The organism is Zavarzinella formosa DSM 19928 (assembly GCF_000255705.1).
Lineage (GTDB): Bacteria > Planctomycetota > Planctomycetia > Gemmatales > Gemmataceae > Zavarzinella > Zavarzinella formosa.
Genome location: NZ_JH636442.1, coordinates 725,373 through 745,159 on the forward strand (window position 1 = coordinate 725,373; position 19,787 = coordinate 745,159).

Here is a 19,787-nt window from a genome sequence, read left to right on the forward strand (position 1 = left end):
TCCGACGGATCTTGCCCGTCGAACACGGGCGACGCCGGGGCTTGACCACTGGGCCGTCGGATGTGTGGTCGATGCGGTGCCGAAGTCTGTCCGTCGTCGCGAGCAACTCGACGATCTGCTGCCCGGCCAGTGGCGGGACTACGCGGGCTTCGACGCGCGGGGCGGGGCGACGCCGGAAGACCTGCGGGCCATTCGAGCCTCGCTCGAAGACCCGGGCATCTCCCAGGCGGACCTGCGGGAGGCGGTCATCCACGCCGGGGCGTCTCGGGACACCGACCTGGTTCCGGAACTGTTGAAGCGCCTGCATCCCGGTCACAAGAACCCGGAAATTCCGGACACCATCCTGGAAAGCCTCGCCCAGATCGGCGGCCGCGTCGCGATCGACGCCCTGACGGATGTGGTCATCGGCGAGCGTCCGTTCCCGGAGGAAACGGTCCGGATGGCCGTGGCCGTGCTGAAACTCGAAGGACAAAACAGGAAGGCCCTTGATCCGGCGGGACGGGGCCGGCTGCTGCGGCGTCTGGCCGTCCTGCCGCTTGATTCCGGTTGCCTGGAACCTGTCCTCCGGTCGCTGGAGGGCTCGCCGATTCGCGAGGGCTCGGCGTTGATCGGGCGGATTGCCCGCCGGAGGGAACTGCCCGGGCACATCCGGGTGGCGGCGGTCAACGCCCTGGGCGGTGCGACCGACCGGTCACTGTTGCGTCAGTTCGTCGCCTCGGTCATCAATGAACCAAACGGCGAGGTCGTTGACGCCATCTTGCTGTTGTCGGCGCGTCGTTCGGTTCCCGTTCCCCGGGAATGGCTTGAACCGGCGATCACCAAGGCGAACGACAAGGTAAAACTGAGGAAGCTTCTCCCGGCGTATCTGCTGACCCTGTCCGGACTTCACGGGCCGGAATTCGCCGACTCCGTCTCTTTCCTCAACTTGCGAATTGCGGAAGCCCTTTCAGGGACGTCAGGGAATGGGCCACCATTCCCTGACGTCTGGGAGCAAGCCATGCTCCAAGGCCGGCCCAAAGCCGAATGGTTGAAACCGGAAACGTGGCGACTTGCCATGGACAAACTGGCCGGATTGGCGACCCGCCCTGATGCAATGATCGCATCGCATGCACGACTGGCCGCCTGCCTCGCGGGTCTGGTGCGGACGGGTGAGGCCGCAAAGGCTTTGCGGGGAGCCCTGGCCGCTTTGCTGAACACTAAGGGAGCCAAAAAAGGCGAATGGGAGTCGGTCTCGTCGGCCCTCGCCAACCGGCTCGCGGACATCGCGCCGGGCGAATTGCTCGCTCTCCCGGGAAAAATCACGGACGCAGTCCTGAGATCCCGGGCACTTGAACGAGGCTGGATCGTTCGCGCCAACCGTATCATTGACGCTGAGGGACACGAGATTGCCTCGGCCCGCAAACCGGAGCCCGTGTCGTTGATGTCCGACGCCGACGACCCGAGAGACATTGGCGGGCAACTACCCGAGGCCGCCCGGCGGGTGTTTCTGTCCTACTGGCTGATGGTTCGCGAGGACGGGCCGTGCCAGCCCGGCGACACGCTGCCCCATATTCACGCTACCGCCGCCGCAAACTGGACCGACGAGGAAGACCGGGACACGAGTTACCTTCGGGGACTCTTTCCCGAAGTTTTCCCAAGCTTCGAGACTTGGAAAAAAACATTGAACCGGATCGCCAGGCGGTTTAAGGATCAACCGGCCGTCCTGGCTCGGTTGGATCGATTGGGGTTACGCCGTCGGCAAAAGTCCTGAATCTCGACAGGAATCGAATCAGAATCCGCAACTAATTTGCAAAGTAGCGACTTACGTAATTCATCAGAAACACATGGTGGGAAATCGGGAGCGTTTTGCTTGGAGGACGGAGAATCCTCCCGACGTATTGAAATGCTGGCCGATCTACTTGCCGGATTGTCCGAGGCCGAACGGGCTTCCCTGATCGCGGTCCTGATGGCCGGGAAGCCTTTGAAGACGCAGACGCAACTTTTGTTTCGCCAAGTGGCCGGTGCCGGACACCCCTGTTCCGTTCGTAAATTCTTCGAGGACTGCATCAAGGGGATAAGAATATATATGTTTCTTCCCGCGATTTCATCGTGTTGCTGTTTCATTTGTAATGCCCGACATGGGAATAAGACGAGTATACTTGATTTCACATCGGTCAAACGAAAACGACACTCATGACGACCGTGAAAGTATTGCTGGTGATCCCAACCAAGGTCATCGCTCATGAGGCGCCGGTCGCAAGTGACGGCTTTGTGTTGCCGGGTTTCATTGAGGGCCTGCTGGGAAAACGGGGTTGGGTGCTGATCGCGGACCGGACGCTTTCCCCGAACGTCACGGTTTGGAGTGTTGATCCGAAACTGAACGCCGGCGGCAATGCGTCGTCCTCCGTCCAGTTAAGACGGAATGCCAAAGCCGAACGGGCTGTCGAGATACTCACGAGCCAAAAGATATTCGTCATCGGAGACCTGCTGATCGTCGGAGCGATTCCCGGCGGCCCAAAGGTTGGTCAGGCGGCCGAAATCCCCGCGGATCAATTCGTGAAGGTATTGCAACTTTGAGGAAGCGGTCATTTCCCCGCTGCCTTGGATTTCACACCCGTGGGTGAGGGGAATTTTTTTGTCCAGCAGGTCGGCAAGGCGCGGAAAGCGGACGCAAAACCTTGCGTGGCAGTCTCAAAGTGGATCTGAGCCGCATGACGTCATCCATGCGCCGCCATAAACGAGACACGGAATCAAGTTTCGGCAAGGTTTGCATCTATTCCAATGCCGCAGCCCCGTCGCACATGATTTCACTCTTGAGTTTATCCCGGCAACGAGCGGGGGGGCAGGCATGGAGAACCATCAAATGAGACATCCGAGTTTTAGATTGAAACCACAGCCATTTTGACGACTTTGACAAATCGGCCATTTGTCGAAAACGGCTGTCCTTTCTTGGGAAAAATCACATGGCGGACAATGATATCTCAATTGTCTACGCGTTGGACGCCCTCGGCGAACCTATCCGGGATTCGGAATACCTTCGACTCGTCGAACTCATCAAGGATGGCTGGATCTTGGTTGATCTGGAGAAGGCGATCATGGATGAAACCATTACTTACACGTCATTGATTCGGTGTCCGAAAAATGTCGATCCTGGCAACCAAGACAGCGGGGGCGCCATGAGCGCCCGGGCGGGATTGGGTGGTAACCCGGACAAGGGTTCTTAACAAACAGGAAGGATCAAGCAAGTTGAATTCCCGGGGAAAACCGGGCGAGACCGCCCGGCCCGGACACCCATGTGAGTCATTCATCGGACGGCTGGCGCGGGATCATTCCCTCCGTGGCGCCCGACCAGATGGGACGGGAATTTATGGAAGGTTCATCCAGTCCGCAAGCGGATCACGGCTGCTCACGGTCCAGTGCTTCTCGCACTTTGCGGGCCAGCGATCCCGGCGTGAATGGTTTTGGCAAAAATGGAGTCTCCTCCACGGAAATGCCTCGACGGATCACGGCATCATCCGTGTATCCCGACATATACAGAACTTTCATGCCCGGGCGGGAACGGACGAGTTGCTCAGCCACCTGACGTCCGCTCTCGCCCGGCATCACAACATCACTGAGAAGCAGGTGAATTTCGCCGGGATAGCCTTCGCTCATTCTCAACGCCTCCCGGCCTCCGGACGCCTCCATCACGCGATACCCGCCAAGTTGCAGCAGTGACTTCGTGAAGGCAAGAACCATCGGATCGTCCTCCACCAGCAGAATCGTTTCCGAGCCGCGCGGCAACCCCGCCGATGCGGGAGAAGTTTCTTCATTTTCCATCGCCGCCTCGATCCGGGGCAGGTGAATCCCAAAGGCGGTTCCTTTTTCCGGCTCGCTTTCCACGACAATATATCCGTCGCTTTGTTTCACGATCCCGTAAACCATCGCCAGTCCCAAACCCGTGCCTTTGCCGATGCCCTTGGTGGTGAAGAACGGCTCGAAAATATGCTCCTTGGTGGCCGGGTCCATGCCGCAACCATTGTCGGTGATCGAAAGCTTCACATATCGGCCGGGCCGGGAGCCGGGGTGGGTGACAGGATAATTTTCGTCGAACTCGACGTTGCTTGTCCTGATGGTCAGAACCCCTCCATGCGGCATCGCGTCGCGGGCATTGGCGGCCAGGTTCATGATGATCTGCTCCACCTGCGTGGGATCGGCCTTGATCCGGCCCAGTTCCGGGTCAAGGTCCGTCACAATTTCCATGTCCTCGCCCAGCATTCGGTGAAGCATCTTTTTGATGTCGGCAACGCGGGCGTTGATGTCCAGAACCTTCGGTTGCATGATTTGCTTGCGGCTATAGGCCAGAAGTTGCTGGGTCAGCTTTTCGGCCCGTTTCCCAGCTTTGTGGATTTCGGTCAGCAAATCCCTTCCGGGGTCTGTTGATTGGAGCCCGTCAAGCAGCATTTCACTGTATCCGTTGATCACGGTTAACAGATTGTTAAAATCGTGGGCCACGCCGCCGGCGAGTTGCCCCACGGCTTCCATCTTGACAGCCTGTCGGAGTTCGCCCTCAAGCCGCTTCTGATAGGTGAGATCACGGGAAATCGTGGACAACCCCGCCAATTGGCCTCCCTCAAAAATTGGCGAAAGCGTCAGCAGAATTTCGACTTTGGAACCGTCCCTGCGCAGACACACGGTCTCAAATGACTCCACCAACCCGCCCCGCCTCGCTTTTTCCACAGCCGCTTGCCATTTGTCCCACTTGTCCGGAGGGATGAGAAATGAAATGTTCTTGCCGACGGCCTCCGCCGCCGGATACCCATAAAGTTTCTCGGCCCCCTTGTTCCAGTCCGTGACAATATGTTCCAAGTCTTTTCCGATGATGGCGTCTTCCGAGGAGTCAACGATATTCGCCAGCCGATGGATTCCCGCCTCCGCCGCCAGGCGTGCTTCGGCCTCTCTTCTCAGACGGATGTTGGCGAGTGTGAGTTCGACGGCCCGGCGACGGATCAGTTCAAATTGGACCAGCGCGACGCCGCCCACAAAGAAATAGAAGACCAGGCCGATCTGGTCCTTCGCCGAACTAAGCCCAAAGGAATGTCGTGGATGAAGAAAAAAAAAGTCCGCCGAGAGATAGCCGAGGACAAGGGCCAGCAAACCTGATTGCCATCCGCCAGCCAGGGCCGCCAAAAACACCGCGGCGATGAACAGGATGAACGGATGATGTTCCCCGATCAAGGGATCGAGCAAATGACGAATCCAAGTCACGAGGGCGACCGCCGCGACCGCCGCCAGAATTTTTTTCAGAGGAGACTTGGTGGCATGTTCAACTTCGTCTTGCACCAAGTCTCCTCGGTTGTTGGGTGATGCGTTCATGGGTCTTGTTGCGTGTCTCAGAAATGATGTGCCGTCCACGGCCAGATTATGAACCGTCAATCTTATGGACGAACAAATCTTGAAATATAAATCATATGTAACATAATCGACACCAAGATTGTTCGGATGTTTGTTTTGAAAAGCGTTTTCGACTCGACAAATAATCCTCTCTCAAACTAAAACCCGTCCGTTCAGGCCATGCACGGGCTGGCGAGCAAAGCTGAACCGGTCCGCCCGCTCGTTTTTGCCTGTCGGCTTTGAATGCTCAAAATGTTTGGCACACATGCACAGTCTCATGAGTGTCCGGCGCCGGACACTCATGAGGAAAAAGACTTTGGCCAAGGTAAATTCCGAAAGCAATGAGCCTCAGCTTTAGGCCTGATTTGTTCGGACATCCGGAGACTATCGTGAGCGAACCCCAAGATCCTGTGGCTGAAAATGAACTGTTAATCTTTTATTCTCTGGATTCACACGGCCGACCGGTCAGAACCTCTGAATATCGGAGACTATGCGATCTGCTGCGGAATGGCTGGATTTTGGTTAATTTGATGAAAACACCCGGCCTTGGGTCTGTTGACTTTGCCGCAAAATTGCGAAGGCCTCCACAGTTCCCTTGAGGTTCCATTGTAATCTCCTAGCATCCGGCGCCCGACGCAGGTTCTGGCATGCTTCGAGTGAACACACCTCCACTCCGAGACGCCGAAGTATTTCGCGTCTCGGAGTGGAAGGTGGATGTTTCAATCGCGTCGTCAGGGATGCGATTGCGCATTTGAAAAAATGGAATACTCATCGCCATACGAGCTGCTTTTGTCCACATCGGAGGTTTTCCGAGGACAGTCGCATTATTTGACTTCGTGAACCAAACTTCAGGCTCATGCCGGGCAATCATGCAATGTGAAGGTCAGACTCGTATTGGTTCCCAACAATCCGCCTGCCGGGGAGAAGAGAGTGATTGTCAGTGTCTCGTCCGGCTCGGTCAGTTTGTCCGGCAAAAGAGTGAGGGTGATGTTCTTTTGAATCTGTCCGGCGGCGAACGTCAGTTTTCCGGCCGCCAACGTATAGTCTTTCCCGGAGGTCGCCGTGCCGCCGGTGATCTTGTACGACACGGTGACGGGTGTTGGGGACACGGCTGACAATTCGACCGGCAGAAGAACCGTCGTCTTGACGATCGATTCCGTCGCCTCGGCGTTGGGCGAGACAAACGAGACCAACGGGTCATTGTCGCGGATGACATACGCGGTTGTCGGATGGGCGCCGAGGATCGCCCCAACCGGCGAGGAGAGCGTCACGATGATCGCGCGGAACCCGTCGTTGATCTTGTTGTCGATGCTCGGGACGGTGATGTATTTCATCGTCTGGCCCGGGCTGAATGTCAGCGAGCCGTTGAACGGCTTGTAGTCCGTTCCGAGGACAGCCGTGCCGCCGGTGACGGAATAGTTGACCGTCACCTTGCCTTGGGCCGGGCGGGCCAGCATGACCGTCAGCCGGCCCGGAGTCTTTTCCGAGCCCTCCACGCGCGGGTCGGCGAAACTGACCTGTTGGGCCACCGCCGACGGCACATAGCGCAAGGCCAGCGTCCGTTTCGGCGAGTCAGGATCGTCCGACGGAAGGTTCAATGTCGCGTTCGAGGCGACGGCGACACTGGACAGTCGTACCCGCAGGTCGAACGAATCGCCCGGAGCAAGGGCAAACCCGGCGGAAGGAACATTCGCCAGGACGAATCCCCGGCCAGTCAGCGTTAGCTTGCTCAAATCGAGTTGGGCGTCACCGGTGTTGTGAATCGTGACGACCCCTTCGGCCAGCCCGGCTGTGTCAGGTCCAAAGTCCAGTCCGCCGTCGGTCAGGTCGCCTGCGGCCGTTGTCAGGCCCATGTGCGGCGTCTGCTCGCCAACGGCCAGATGGCTCAAGCCAATGCGAACGCGTTCGCCATCATCGGCCGGGTCGATATGCAGGCGGAATTCCAAAGAATACACCTTGTCCGGATCGAGGGCTCCGGCCGGGACTTCCAAGTCAAGAGCCTCGCGGGAGGCCGCGAACCCAAGAGGATTGGCGGAGGCAGAGAAGCTTTCCCCGCTCAAGTCCCGGCTCAACAGACTGACTTCAGAACCGTCGCCGCCGACGAGAACCACATCCAATTGATGCCGGCCAACCGAGGGTGTGGCTGTATTGGAGAAGACATCCAGGTCGGCTTGGACATGACGCAGGTCATTGTGGAACACCGTGCCCAGTCGCAGGGTTGAGTCGATGGAAGCCGTCCCGGCCGCCGGAGCCGCGAAAGGCATGCTGATGTTTTGGCCGGCCCCGTCCCCGGCGTCGATGCCGTCCCCTGTCTTGAGGTAATTTCCGGCGTTGTTGAGTTCGAGCGTTTCATTCTTGCCCGGCGTGCCGAACAGCGTGATTTTCTTGAGTTTTCCAGCGATTTGGGGAGGATCGTTCGGGTCGCTGGTGCTGATCAAGCCGTTGATCAGGCTCAAGTTGTAATTCAGACTGTAACCAATGTTTAATTGCGCTCGTGAACCGGCTTTGTCGAATGTCGCGCTTGATTCGTCAAAATTGACCCGTAGTTTGGCGTCCAAATCAAAGTCGGCCTTCGCCGTGCCGGACACCCTCAAAAGATCGAAGGATTGGCCGAGGACGTTAAAGCCCGCGCCGGCTGATCCGTCCAGGATGATGTGCGAATCGCCGGCGGCGTCCAGTTCCACGAAACTGTTCGGCTTGTCGATATGCAGCTTGCCGCCGTCGGCTGTCAGCCGGATTTGGCCCTCGGCCGTCAGGGATGACAACCTGGCCGAGAATTTGCCGGCGAGATCCGCAGACACCGTCAACCCATGAAACACGGGCAGGGCGAGTTTCCATGGGCCAAACTTGCGGTCAATGTTCGGGGGAGCATCGCCAAGCAGACTGATCGGGTTCTTGGTCTTTATCGTCAGGGCATTGGGATAGCCCAGCGTGTGCGGTTCGAGATCGCCGGTCACGTCAAACAGGTCGCTGGTCAGCTTCGTTGACTTGTTGATCAACTCATCGCCGAGAAGTTTGGCCTCCACGTAGGCATCTTGGGCCTTGATTTTGACGGACTGGTCGTCATCGGTGATCTTGGCGTAGACAACCATATCGACGCCCATGTGCAGATAGCTCTCCAACCCGTCATACAGGCCAAACGGAGTTCCCGAGGTTTTGGGGAAATCAAGTTTTTTCCCGTCCAGCAGATTGACGTGGATCGCATAAGCATCGACATTTCCCCCGAACAAGTCGGCGGGTATGGACGTGGCCGGAAGAAATTCCATCGCCGGCGATTTTCCGTTGTTTTTCATCCAATCCGGAGCCTGCGCCACAAACAGCCCGGTTTTGCTTCCCAACGGAATATTGTTGATCGTTGCGAACCCACCCCCTGGGGTCAGAAAAACTTGATAGTCATCTTGGCTGGTGTTAAAGACGTTGGGAAACTTCTTGGCATCCATGAGAAAAGTGGCCGCGCCGTCATGAAACTCCAAGCCCTCGGATGACAGCACCTTGTTGGCTTTTGTGTTGGCAAACCCGACGGTGAGAAGACCAAAGGAATAGTAGAACGGCAACGGCATGTTGGAGGTCGTGACCGTGAATTCCATCGGCACGGACACGCCGTCCATCAATCGCAGGTCGCTGATATCCGCCGCCGGGGCCGTCGATCCCTTCGGCCGGACCTTCACTTGCCAGTCAAGTTGTTGTTGAATGTGAATGACTCCCGTGTAGGCAAGGGCCGGCTGGGGCTGGCCGTGGGCGTCCATCGGCGTGATGGTCAGCGTCGCGTTTTGTTTCAATTGTCCCACGTCATAGGTGAAATTCACGATTCCGCTCAACGGAACCTTAACCACCCCTTTGGGAATCACCTTTCCGTCGATGGCGATCTTGAGTTGAGTTCCGGCAATCCCCTCCGTCGTCACTTGAAACGTGTTATACAAGTGAACGCCGGACAGATAGGTGCCGAAATCATGATCGACGGATGATCCAAAGTCATCCAGATAAGCGCCCACCTGACGGATTGGCGGCGGGGGCGGCGGAAGTTCGGCCGAGACAAAATTATTGTTTTCGTCTGCCTCCGACACCTGAGCATATGGGTCGAAAACCACTTGAAGATACGTGGCATTGCCGGGGCGTGAGTCAAATTGATCCCATGTCTTGCGGATGGAATAATCACCCGGCGTCAATAGAGTCGGGAATTGTTCAAACCCGGCCTCGCTGAGCCGGCTTGCGGAGTCAGGCCCGGTTGCCCAATACAGAGATGCCAGCACGTTAGTCCCGGGCTCCGGGATATTGGCGCCGACGACTTTGTATGTCGCCTCGAAGTCGGCACCGCTTGCCGAATTCGGGAAGCTCGCCGTTTCCGCCTGCAAGTCCGGCTTCACATGCTCGGCAACGATATCCGCGCGAAAAACAAGCGCTGTATAATTCGGGGTTGCGGCAATGGCATTCCCCGACCATGTCATGGTCAGGTTGTCACCCACATGAGCGGAGAACGAATACCGCCCGAATGCGGGGACGGAGTTGGAGAAATTCAGCGATCCAACGGAAAGTGACCAATTGGCGGAACCTATCACAAAATTATTGTTAACATCGACGGATACGACGACTTTGGCGCCCGATTGCTCGCCGTAAGATTCCTCGGGATCAACTTGAAAATGAGCCTGCCCTTGAAATTGGGATGAACCCGTGGACGAGTTGAATCCACCGCCGGCGGTCGCAGTGGCAAACAGATCATACTCAGTCTGATCACCTGATTGCTGGGGATCAAAGGAAACATTTCCACCAGACAGACTTGAGTCAGGGTCATTGGAACTGCCATAATTGCCAAAATTCGTCCCTTGGTTTGATTGGTTTGTCGGATGTTCCGGGTCGCTTGCATCACTCCCGGTGCAGGACCATGACACCGAGCTATCAAGGAGCGTCAAGGTGGCCGGGACCGTCCGGTCCTCCAGGTTTTCCAATGTCAGCCATCGAAGATTTCGAGAAGTGGGAGCAATGCGACGGACACACGAAAACCAGTGAGCCAATGACATCTTGTCCTGCTTTTTTGTGAGAACGCGCGAGCAGCTTGCTTAATTTATTGTAAGAAAGGCTGGTGGTGTATCAAGACGGTCTGTCTTTGGAGAATTTTCCCGCGTGTCTCGAACAACGTTTCTCACCGTCTAGGATTGGATGATTCGACACTTCTCCCGCGAAGGGAGACATTTCAAGTCTGAAAATGAATGCCCGTCATACGACAGGTGACTTGTCCACATCGGATCCGGGATTTGATCAAGATTATTCATCCGGAAGAGGCGCCAGGCCCGCAAGTTCTCGTCCATGGGCGACGCAACGTCGCGACAGAGCCTCCATGGCAATGTCGGCCCGCCGCCACATCTTCCAGTAACCCGGTTCCTCGACACTGCTGAATTCCAGTCCCTTGAACAGGATGGTCGGAAGATCGTCGGGCTCGGTTCGCCGGGCGGGATTGTTCGGTGAGATGTGTTGCTGGTCGTAAAATGCAACCGCTTCGGTCGTGATCAGCGGGGCGGCCGGTTGCTTGTCCGTCAGCATCACGTGACTGATGGGATGGATGGCAAAGAGTTCCCCGGCCCGCTCCATGAAATCCCGGCAGGGCATCCGAATCTCACTGACAAACCCCCGGTGAAGAATCGCCTGCCAGGCGTCGTCGCCGGTCGGTCCGCTCACCGGGATAAACCGGGACGGCGACGGGTCGCATTGGATGGCGAACACCCCGAGATCCCCGCCAGTCAGGGTTCGTCCGTTTTTGATGAACAGCCGGCATTCGTGGGCAATCGCCTCCCGCATTTTGGCATCCGTGGCCGATCCGTGGCGGAAATTCGGATCAAGCCGGAACCGCCGGATCTGCGCCCGGATAAACTCGCCCCTCGCATCATGGTCACCCTCGAATTGAATCCAGTCGGCCAGAATCAACCGGGGCGCGTCGTCATGGGGAAAGGTCCTGACCGTCTCCAATAGTGAAAGGTATTCCGGATGACGGAGGTAATCACGGGCCAAGGGGCAAACTCGGGTCGGGGTCGGGGGCATGGTTCATTTTGGCAATGAATGACAAATGGTCGAGGGGGATAGTGTCTCACCCAAACTTATCGCAACAATTGAATTGTTTTTGTCAACGAAGGGACCCGTTCGGGACATAGAAAGTTTTTTTCATGTCCCTGTCACGATTCCCCGCAATCTCACCGCCTGAATCTTGCCTTGCAAACTCTTGCCCAATCATTGGTTAAGACCGGATTCATCTTTTCCGTCCTCCGGTTCTTCACTTCGTGTTGTCCCCTGGCGTGTCCCTTTCTGTCCCCGCGACCGCCAATGTTAGACGCCAATCGCCCTAATCCGGGCGGTCACCCCTGACGGGGAAAGGCGAAACAAACCGGAGACAACCATGTTCATCTCAAACCCGCCATCCGTGTGTCAAACCGTTCCGAAACATCTTTGCTGCAAAGATCTCCCTGCCGTGGACCGCCTCGCGGCCATGGTGAAATCCCTGGGAGAGTCTCCTCTATTTGTCGAGGCTTATCACGAGATCATGTCGCGTCTTTCGATCAGGCCAAGCCTCACGGCCGAACAGCAAGCCGCCATGTTGCCGCTGTTTATGGACGAACTGGAACGCCGTCTCCCGCAGATTCTGATTGTCCTGGGTGTTTCAACCCTGGCTCCCTCTCTGGGAGAACAGACCCGCAAACTCCTGCGATCCAAGGGAGAATCACGCCATACCGCCGAGGATCTCGGCCAGGAATTCGCGGTCAAAATCCTGAAGGCTCTGTTTGGAACCTGGCCCCGTCGCAACGTCGGTGCCTGGCTTTCGGCGATTCGCCGCCATGTGATTGTTGACCATCTCCGGGGCGGCGAGCGAGACCGAAAGCTGTTCGCCCGGGCCAAAGACGAGCGACGGGCGGTAGGGGTCTGACGCCCGTCCAGCGGGGCCTCGCGTGTCCGGCCCCGGAGCTTCTTTCATGTCAATCTCAAGGAGAAACTCATGCAACAGAAAACGGCAAAAATTCAGGACATCATCGTCGAGGAACAGGTTCGCAAAGACTTGGATCCCGGACGGATGGCGGAACTGACCGCCTCGGTCAAGACTTATGGTATTTTGCAACCCTTGCTTGTGACGCCCGCCGGCCGCCTGCTCGCCGGACACCGGCGCTTGCTCGCCGCCAAGGCCGCCGGTTTGGAAACAGCGCCGGTCATTGTCACCGACCGTCTGCTGTCCGACAGTGAAATTCGGCTGATCCAGCTCACCGAAAACATGCAACGAGAGGACCTGTCGGGCCATGAAAAATGGCTCGCATGCTCCGAGTTGATGACGATGAACCCGCAATGGAGCCTGAAGAATCTTGCGGAATGCATGCATATCGACGCGTCGATGGTGACAAGGATTCTTTCCCCCTCGAAGTGCGTCGCCGCCTGGCGGGAAGCGCTCCGGTTGGGAAAAGTGTCGATCTCCGATTGCTATGCGGCCTCAAAGCTCGACGAAAACGATCAGGCGGGGCTTCTCGAACTCAAATTGTCCGGCGCGAGCCGCGACCGTCTGGAGGAAGCCGGTCGCCAGAAACGCGTCGCCGCCCCGGCCGTGCGGATCAGCCGGGTGAAATGCCTGCTCCCCTCCGGGGTGCAGGTCGTGGTGTCGGGAGACGGCGTCTCGCTGGATGAAAGCATCGACGCCCTGAACGAAGCGGTCCGGGAAATGAGACGCGCGAGGGAGCTCGGATTCACCGCGAAAACCTTTAGCGCGGCGATGAAGGACAAGGCCGCCAAAGGATAGTCTTGCCCACGCCATTTCTTGAAATCGCTCCCAAAACGAGATCGAACCAGTCGTCCCGAGAGGGTTCCGACGATCGAACCCTCTCTCAACTCCGAGTTCCAATTTCATTCCGCGACCTCGGAGTTTAAGGTCGCCCGACTTGCTTGGAAAATTTGTCTGGCAACAGACTTTTTGCGCCCGTCTTATCTTTCGCCGTTTTTTAACCATTCATTCACCAGGCAAAGAAACCTCTTTCGGAGATTCTTGATGCACCGGCTGATGCGAATCACCCTGATTTTCACCGTTTTGCTGACGGCGTATGTCGCCGTTCTTCTCATAGTCCTGATCCCAAATTTATGGTGGCTGGCGGTCGTCGCGACAATCGCGGTGTCTTGCCAAAAGACCCGCCGTTACTCCGCGCACGGAACGGCCCGTTGGGCCGGCATTTCCGATCTTCCCTCCGCGATGTTTGAGGGCAACGGACTGATCATCGGCCACCTCAACGGCCGCCTCTCCAAGACGGACGGCGTGCGGGCGTTGTTTAACCGGAGATTGGCGGACCGCAAAGCCTGTCAGAAATTTCTGACGGCCTGCCAGCCCAAACAATCCAAGCCACTGGTCCGCTTGAGTTGGGCCGTTCACTCCGCCATCTTCGCCCCCACCGGAGCCGGGAAGGGGGTCTCATGTATCGTGCCCTGGCTGCTGAGTTGCCGCGAATCCGCCGTGGTGGTGGACTTCAAGGCGGAGAACGTCCGGTTGACCGCCAATGCGCGCCGGAAGATGGGCCACCGAGTCGTCATCCTTGATCCCTACAAGATCGCCACGCCGGAGCCCGATACGTTCAATCCCCTGGAGTTTTTCGACCCCGGTTCGGACACCGCCATTGACGACTGCCGCGACCTGGCGGAGGCGCTCGTGCTGCGGACCGGGAAGGAACACGACCCCCACTGGTGCGACGGGGCCGAAATCTGGATTTCCGCCATGATCGCGGCGGTGATCTGCTTTGCCAGCAAGAACAAATCGTTGCAGTCCGTCCGGGCGGTTCTCACCGACCCGGACAAAATGCGCGAGGCGATCGACAAAATGTGCGAGTCCGGCGACGTCTGGGAGGGCATGCTTTCCCGGTTTGGCCATCAACTCCGGCAGTTCCGGGACAAGGAACTGGGCAGCGTCCTGACCACCACGAACCGCTTCCTCCGTTTCCTTGACTCCGTGGCGATCTCGGACAGCACCCGACAAAGCTCGTTCAATCCCGCCGAGTTGCTAAACGGCCGCATGACGGTCTATCTGGTGCTTCCCCCGGAGCATATGAGGGCCCAGTCCGCACTGCTGAGACTCTGGCTGGGTTCGATGCTTCGGGCGGTGGTGAAAGGAGGGCTCCAGGAAACCAACAAAGTGCATTTTCTTATCGACGAAGCCTCTTCGGTTGGCAGCCTTGATTCGCTCAACGATGCCCTCGACAAGTTTCGCGGGTACGGCGTGCGTCTCCAACTGTACTACCAATCGCTGGGTCAGCTCAAGAAGTGCTGGCCGGACGGCGCCGACCAGACTTTGTTGAGCAACGTGACCCAGGTCTTCTTCGGGGTCAATGACCAGCAGACCGCCGAGTATGTCAGTTCGCGTCTTGGCGAGACGACCATTTTGGTCTCCAGCGGCGGGACCAGCTCGGGCGTTTCAAGCCAAACTTCCCCGCAGGGAACCAGTCACGGCCATTCCTCGAACACCAGCGACCAATGGCAGCAGCTTGGACGGAAACTGTTGAAGCCGGAGGAAGTCACGGCGTTGTCCGACCGGCTGGCGATCACCTTCACTCCCGGAATTCCCCCTCTTTGCACCCGGCTCGTCCGGCACTACGAGGAAAATTTTAAAAACCAAATTGGAATTGGTCCCGTGCGGGCCGTCTTTGACAGCATCTGCCTGTTTGTCACCGTGGCCGTTCTCGCGGCCTTGGGGACGGCGGTGTTGATCAACCCGGGTTTTTAACGAAGGGAACGTCATGTCCAGGCAAACGCAGGAATTTTTCGAAGAACTGAAAACCGGCCGGGAATCCGGACTGGCCGAGTCGCTTCGGGAATCGGCCGCCGCCGCCCGCGACATCGGGGGGCAAATCTGGGACGGCATGAAGCCGATGTTCGATCACGGCCGCACGGAACTGGCCGCCGCCATTTTTAGCGGCCACGGGCACGTCATGTATATGCACGGCCAAAACGGGATCGAACAGGGCCAGATTGACTCTCCGCAACCCGAGGCGGCGCCCGGGGTTCTCGCGGCCCCGGACCTGGGCCGGGAAATGTGATTGCCGAACCGGCGCCAACCGATTGCGACAGGCCTGAATTGTCAAACGTGTCAACCGATTTTTTTCGCCGCGGGCCGTCGCCCGGCGGCATGCCTCTCACCCAAGGAATCCATTATGGACGCTTGTTTCTGTTTGTTCATCGTGATCATGGTGTTCTCGATTCCCTCGGCGATCCCCTGGCTGCTCAAACTCCAGGCGGAGCATGCCGACGCCGAACTCATGCGCAAGCATCCCGAGGCCTGGCGGCAAAAGGAAATGATCAAACTGGAGAAGGAGCGTTTGGAGGCGGAAAAATCGCTGGCCGCCGAGCGGGCGAAGCAGGAGAACACGCGGCAAAACGTCGGCGTCGGGATGGCCGTCGGCCGACTGTTTGGCTGGTGGTGATCCGAGGAACGAACGTGGGCGGGGAGTCGATTCCCACGCAATCGCCGCTTTTCGGCGATTGGCTCATTCGCAGGGAGAAATGATGAGGCGGCATGGCGAACTCATTGCTTTCGGCGTCCTGTGCGCGGGATACCTGACCGGCATGTCGGCAAAGGCATCGTGGGACTTCAACCACCCCAAACACTGGGAGTCGCCCGGCGATGACCCCCGCGTCTACTCGTGGGGGATTGTCGTGTTTGGAATGATCTGCGCGTACATTTTTCCCCGCATGATCGCCATCGAGAGGCGTCATTGGCGCAAACGACAGGTGTCGTTTCTGCTGGCTCGCACGGCCCGCCTTCTGCGCATGGGCCGGCTGCCGGAGGCTGAAGCCTGTCTGCGGGAATGCAAACGACTGGCCGGTTATCCGAACCATTGACATCACCGTCCATTGAAAGAGGCATTCATCATGGGATTCTTTGCCGATTTTGCCCAGGGATTTGTCCGGGGAGCAATGGCGGGCGCCATCGCCCAAAACCTCGGCCAACCGCCGGGACGCATCTCGGGCGGGGCCGAAATCATCGAGCGGCTCTGCCGGCAAGTCGGTTGGGACACGGACGGGCGAGGGAGGAACGTTGTCTCGCTGCATTTCAACGACCCGCTCATGGGGACGCGCCAATTGCGCATTCAGGCCGGGGAGGAAGGGAGGGTGGCCATCCTGTCGGTGGCCAGCGCCGCGACCCTGTCCGCCCGCCGCGTTCCAGACGATCTTCCCGCCTGCCTGCTGGCCCGGAATGCGAGCCTGCTGGCGGGGGCGTGGCAGGCTTCTGTGTCCGAGACCGGAGAGGTGGCGTTCGTCCTCAAATATTGTGCCCTGCTGGACGGCCTCGACTCTGGCGCTTTCAAGTATCTCTGCGAAACGCTGCTCTGCGAGGCGAACGCCCTCGACACCAGGATGGCCGCGGCCGGCCTTCTGTGACGGTTCCATCGGCGGCCGTTCTCCCGCTGGCCACCGACATGGTGCCAGCCCTTTCCGCGTCAGCCTCTCATCACGTTTGTGCTCGCGGTTCGCCATCCGGCGAGAGCCGTTCATGTCCTATCCATTCACCCTCCGGAGGCGGTCCCGACCATGCCCACCGGCCATCACCAACGAGCTTGCGCGGCCGGGGCGGTCATTCCCGCTCGCGTTGTCCCGGCCGGGCCGGCCTGGATATCCCAAGAACTCGTCGACGCGACGATCCGGGTCTGGCAACCTTATTACGAGGAACCCCTGACACCCGAGGAAGCCGTTACAATGATCCAAAACATGGGTCGCCTGTTTCAGGCGCTGTCCCCGGGGTCATCATGAAACAATTCGTCGCGTTGGCGCGGGTGAGCAGTCGGGAACAGGAACGGGAGGGCTACAGCCTGGATGTTCAGGAGGACGCCCTGAGGCGTTATGCGACGCAGGCCGGCGGCGAGGTCGTGAAACTCTTCCGGATCGCCGAGACGGCCAGCAAGACGGATGAACGCAAAACCTTCCGGGAACTCATTGCCTACGCCAAGAAAAACGCCCCGTTTCTGGAAGCCTTGCTCTTTTACAAGGTGGACCGGGCCGCCCGCAATCTCTTCGATTACGTCGAACTGGAGCGGTTGGAATCGGAATACGACCTGCCGTTCATTTCAGTCTCCCAACCGACCGAAAACACGCCCGCCGGCCGCATGATGCGCCGAACACTGGCGAACATGGCCAGTTTCTACACGGAGCAACAGTCGGTCGATGTCCGGGAAGGGCATGCCCGCCGCGTGCGGGAGGGATGGTTCGTCGGAGCCGGCCCCTACGGTTATCTCAATGTCCGCAAAAACGGCCGGGGTGTCATCGAAGTCGATCCCGTCACGGCCGGCAACGTCAAACGCATTTTTCACCTCTACGCGCACGAGAATGTCACGCTCGACGGGCTGGTGGCGAAGATCAATTCCGAAGGACGGGTGTTTCGTCCGTCCCAGCCTGAGTTCCCCCGCAGTTCGGTCGCCAACATCCTGAAGGACCGGGCTTACATTGGCGAGGTTGAATATCGCGGCGAGTGGCATCCGGGCAAACACGAGCCATTGGTCGACCGGGCGACTTGGAACCGGGTGCAGACGCTGCTCGGCGGGCACATTTACCAATCCCATTCCCTCGTCTATGCCGGGAATTTGATCGAGTGCGCCCATTGCGGCCACCCGGTCACCGGGGAACGAGTCCGCAAGAAAACCACATCAGACGACCGCTTTTACATTTACTATCGCTGCGCGCTTTACAACAAGCCCGGCCACCCCCGCGTTCGAGTCCGCGAGGCCGATCTTGAGGCCCAGGTCATGTCAGTGTTTGAAAAAATGCGGGTGGAGGACGAGGGAGTTCGTGACTGGTTTCGGCTGGTGCTCGCCTCCCAGACCCGTGATGCCCAAGCCGAGTCGATGGCCCAGAGATCCGAACTGCTGCGTCAGGAAACGCTGCTGATTCGTCAGCAGGACCGGTTGCTGAACATGAGGCTGTCCGAGGATATCGACCAGGAAATTTTCGGCCGAAAACACACGGAAATTCGCGACCGGCTCGCCTCGATCAAATTGAAACTGGAGGCGTTGAACCGGGGGCACGATGAAAATGCCGAACTGGCGTCCAAAGTGTTTGAACTTTCGCAAACGCTGAAAGAGCAATGGCTTACGGCCGACTTCGCCGCGAAGCGGCGAATCCTGGAAATTGTGTTTTTGAACTGTCGCCTGGATGGCGCAACTCTTTGCCCCACCATGAGAAAGCCCTTCGACGTGCTAGCCGAAGGACTCCTTTTGAAAAAAGATCGGGCTGGCGGGATTTGAACCCACGACCTCCTGCACCCCAAGCAGGCAAACCAAAAGGCCAAAGACGTAAGTGTAAGCCAAACAGCAAGTTGCAAAACACACACTTCGCATATTTTACACGAATCTCTGCCCGGAGCCATCCCGGATGGCACAAATCGCACAGAAACTCTGCCCAACTCTGCCCGGCTTGTCAGAAGACGTTCAGGCGGGCAAACTCCTGGTCGAGGCGGCAACAAGCTTCATGTCTCTCCTTTGCCCGCCCGCCCCTCTCGTCTCGCCTTTTGCAGGTCGAGCGCGGTTTTGACGTACACCATAAGGGTTGTTGGCCGTCCGCGGAATTGCACGAGGTCGAACGCGGTATACCGGCCGTTGAACTTCGTGTTGATCGCGTTCACGATTTGCGAAATGAACCGCAGCCCCTCGGCTACCTGTTCCCGGTCAATGCGGGGCAGGTTTTCTGTAGCCATGCGGGTTGCCAGATCGCTGTGACCGATGTGTTTGTTTCTCCAGTGTAGTATCGGCTCACAGTGCTGTCTGGCTTCGTCGAGACGCCTCATCCAAAACTCGTGGTTCTCCTGCCCCGAATGCGGTTGCAAGATTTCAATCAGTCGCTCAAGACTGAGGTTCGGGAGCCGGTTCTTTTTCTTCGATTCGGACGAATCAAACAGCCGCCCGTGCGCGGCCGTGATCTCCGACCGCAGAGCCTTTTGGATCACCCAGAAAACGTCCGGGAGGCTGTCGTTCATGAGTTGCAAGTGGGCGTCGTCGCCGTAAAGGTCAATGTAAGTCTTCCAAACGGCGTGCAGGTCGCGGACATCATGCCAAATCGCGCTGAACTCATTGACTGCCTCCGGTGGCATTGTGCTGATCGGCTCTTCGGACATGGCTCGCTCCTAATACACCTGGGTCGGCATTTCATTATCTCAGTGATTCGACGTTTGGAATAAAGGGCGGGTTCGCGAGCTTGTCTCGGACCGAGAGAAAAATGAGTATGGGAGATTGCGGAGGGGATTATGGGCAGCGGGAGGGTAAAAGAAAATGGCCGGGGCGAGGACTCGCATACTCCCCCGGCCTGGCAGCACCACCAGTTTTTGGGACCGGCAACGGATTTTGGGACCGTGTGCTTGCATATAAATTTAACCGGGAAGCCGACCCATCAGGCTGTCAGGATAAACCCGCAAATTGCAAAATCCGGGCTTTCTTCTGGAAATGCGTTTT

Annotated in this window: 16 protein-coding genes; 12 read left to right on the top strand and 4 right to left on the bottom strand. The window is 58.0% G+C overall.

All coding sequences use genetic code 11. The annotated features are described in order from the left end of the window. The 3 genes from BGIM_RS65975 to BGIM_RS0124315 form a co-directional block, all read left to right on the top strand. On the top strand, positions 1 to 1,750 hold a 1,750-nt coding region (locus BGIM_RS65975; RefSeq protein ID WP_193789011.1), incomplete at its 5' end, for a hypothetical protein. A gap of 422 nt (positions 1,751 to 2,172) precedes the next feature. Continuing rightward, the gene (locus BGIM_RS0124305; protein ID WP_020472325.1) at positions 2,173 to 2,556 is read left to right on the top strand and encodes a hypothetical protein; all 384 of its coding nucleotides are present in this window, start codon (positions 2,173 to 2,175) and stop codon (positions 2,554 to 2,556) included. A gap of 386 nt (positions 2,557 to 2,942) precedes the next feature. Further along, positions 2,943 to 3,203 (top strand): hypothetical protein, encoded by a 261-nt coding sequence (locus BGIM_RS0124315; RefSeq protein WP_020472326.1) that lies wholly within the window; start codon positions 2,943 to 2,945, stop codon positions 3,201 to 3,203. A 172-nt stretch (positions 3,204 to 3,375) separates the two neighbouring features. Here the strand turns inward: BGIM_RS0124315 and BGIM_RS58190 are convergent, their stop codons facing one another. The 3 genes from BGIM_RS58190 to BGIM_RS0124330 all read right to left on the bottom strand — a co-directional run bounded on the left by BGIM_RS58190 (position 3,376) and on the right by BGIM_RS0124330 (position 11,382). Further along, a complete protein-coding gene (locus tag BGIM_RS58190; protein ID WP_052639983.1) occupies positions 3,376 to 5,334 on the bottom strand; it encodes a PAS domain S-box protein in 1,959 nt (652 codons plus the stop codon). Between the two features lie 872 nt (positions 5,335 to 6,206). Next, positions 6,207 to 9,797 (bottom strand): Calx-beta domain-containing protein, encoded by a 3,591-nt coding sequence (locus BGIM_RS0124325; protein WP_162136285.1) that lies wholly within the window; start codon positions 9,795 to 9,797, stop codon positions 6,207 to 6,209. Between the two features lie 814 nt (positions 9,798 to 10,611). Further along, positions 10,612 to 11,382 (bottom strand): TIGR02996 domain-containing protein, encoded by a 771-nt coding sequence (locus tag BGIM_RS0124330; protein ID WP_020472329.1) that lies wholly within the window; start codon positions 11,380 to 11,382, stop codon positions 10,612 to 10,614. Between the two features lie 352 nt (positions 11,383 to 11,734). Here BGIM_RS0124330 and BGIM_RS0124335 point away from each other — a divergent pair, with 352 nt between their 5' ends. From BGIM_RS0124335 to BGIM_RS0124375, 9 genes are all read left to right on the top strand, one after another. Continuing rightward, positions 11,735 to 12,259, top strand: a complete 525-nt coding sequence (locus BGIM_RS0124335; protein WP_020472330.1) for a sigma factor — start codon at positions 11,735 to 11,737, stop codon at positions 12,257 to 12,259. 69 nt (positions 12,260 to 12,328) lie between these two features. Beyond that, positions 12,329 to 13,114, top strand: a complete 786-nt coding sequence (locus BGIM_RS58195; RefSeq protein WP_020472331.1) for a ParB/RepB/Spo0J family partition protein — start codon at positions 12,329 to 12,331, stop codon at positions 13,112 to 13,114. A gap of 246 nt (positions 13,115 to 13,360) precedes the next feature. Next, positions 13,361 to 15,076: a type IV secretory system conjugative DNA transfer family protein gene (locus tag BGIM_RS0124345; protein WP_020472332.1), complete on the top strand. Its 1,716-nt coding sequence runs from the start codon at positions 13,361 to 13,363 to the stop codon at positions 15,074 to 15,076. Between the two features lie 13 nt (positions 15,077 to 15,089). After that, entirely contained in the window at positions 15,090 to 15,389 is a 300-nt protein-coding gene (locus BGIM_RS0124350) for a hypothetical protein (protein WP_020472333.1), read from the top strand. A 114-nt stretch (positions 15,390 to 15,503) separates the two neighbouring features. After that, positions 15,504 to 15,773 (top strand): hypothetical protein, encoded by a 270-nt coding sequence (locus BGIM_RS0124355; RefSeq protein ID WP_157369378.1) that lies wholly within the window; start codon positions 15,504 to 15,506, stop codon positions 15,771 to 15,773. Between the two features lie 79 nt (positions 15,774 to 15,852). Continuing rightward, on the top strand, positions 15,853 to 16,191 hold the full coding sequence (locus tag BGIM_RS0124360) for a hypothetical protein (protein WP_029630409.1): 339 nt from the start codon (positions 15,853 to 15,855) through the stop codon (positions 16,189 to 16,191). A gap of 30 nt (positions 16,192 to 16,221) precedes the next feature. Then, on the top strand, positions 16,222 to 16,731 hold the full coding sequence (locus tag BGIM_RS0124365) for a hypothetical protein (RefSeq protein ID WP_020472336.1): 510 nt from the start codon (positions 16,222 to 16,224) through the stop codon (positions 16,729 to 16,731). Between the two features lie 150 nt (positions 16,732 to 16,881). Next, a complete protein-coding gene (locus tag BGIM_RS0124370) occupies positions 16,882 to 17,100 on the top strand; it encodes a hypothetical protein (protein ID WP_020472337.1) in 219 nt (72 codons plus the stop codon). Then, the gene (locus tag BGIM_RS0124375; protein WP_020472338.1) at positions 17,097 to 18,587 is read left to right on the top strand and encodes a recombinase family protein; all 1,491 of its coding nucleotides are present in this window, start codon (positions 17,097 to 17,099) and stop codon (positions 18,585 to 18,587) included. The genes BGIM_RS0124370 and BGIM_RS0124375 overlap by 4 nt, the downstream gene beginning before the upstream one ends. Positions 18,588 to 18,808: 221 nt before the next feature. On the opposite strand, the gene BGIM_RS0124380 is transcribed toward BGIM_RS0124375, so the two are convergent. Continuing rightward, positions 18,809 to 19,453 carry an AbiU2 domain-containing protein gene (locus BGIM_RS0124380; protein WP_020472339.1) on the bottom strand — a complete coding sequence of 215 codons (645 nt, stop codon included), beginning with the start codon at positions 19,451 to 19,453 and terminating at the stop codon, positions 18,809 to 18,811. Positions 19,454 to 19,787 lie beyond the last annotated feature (334 nt).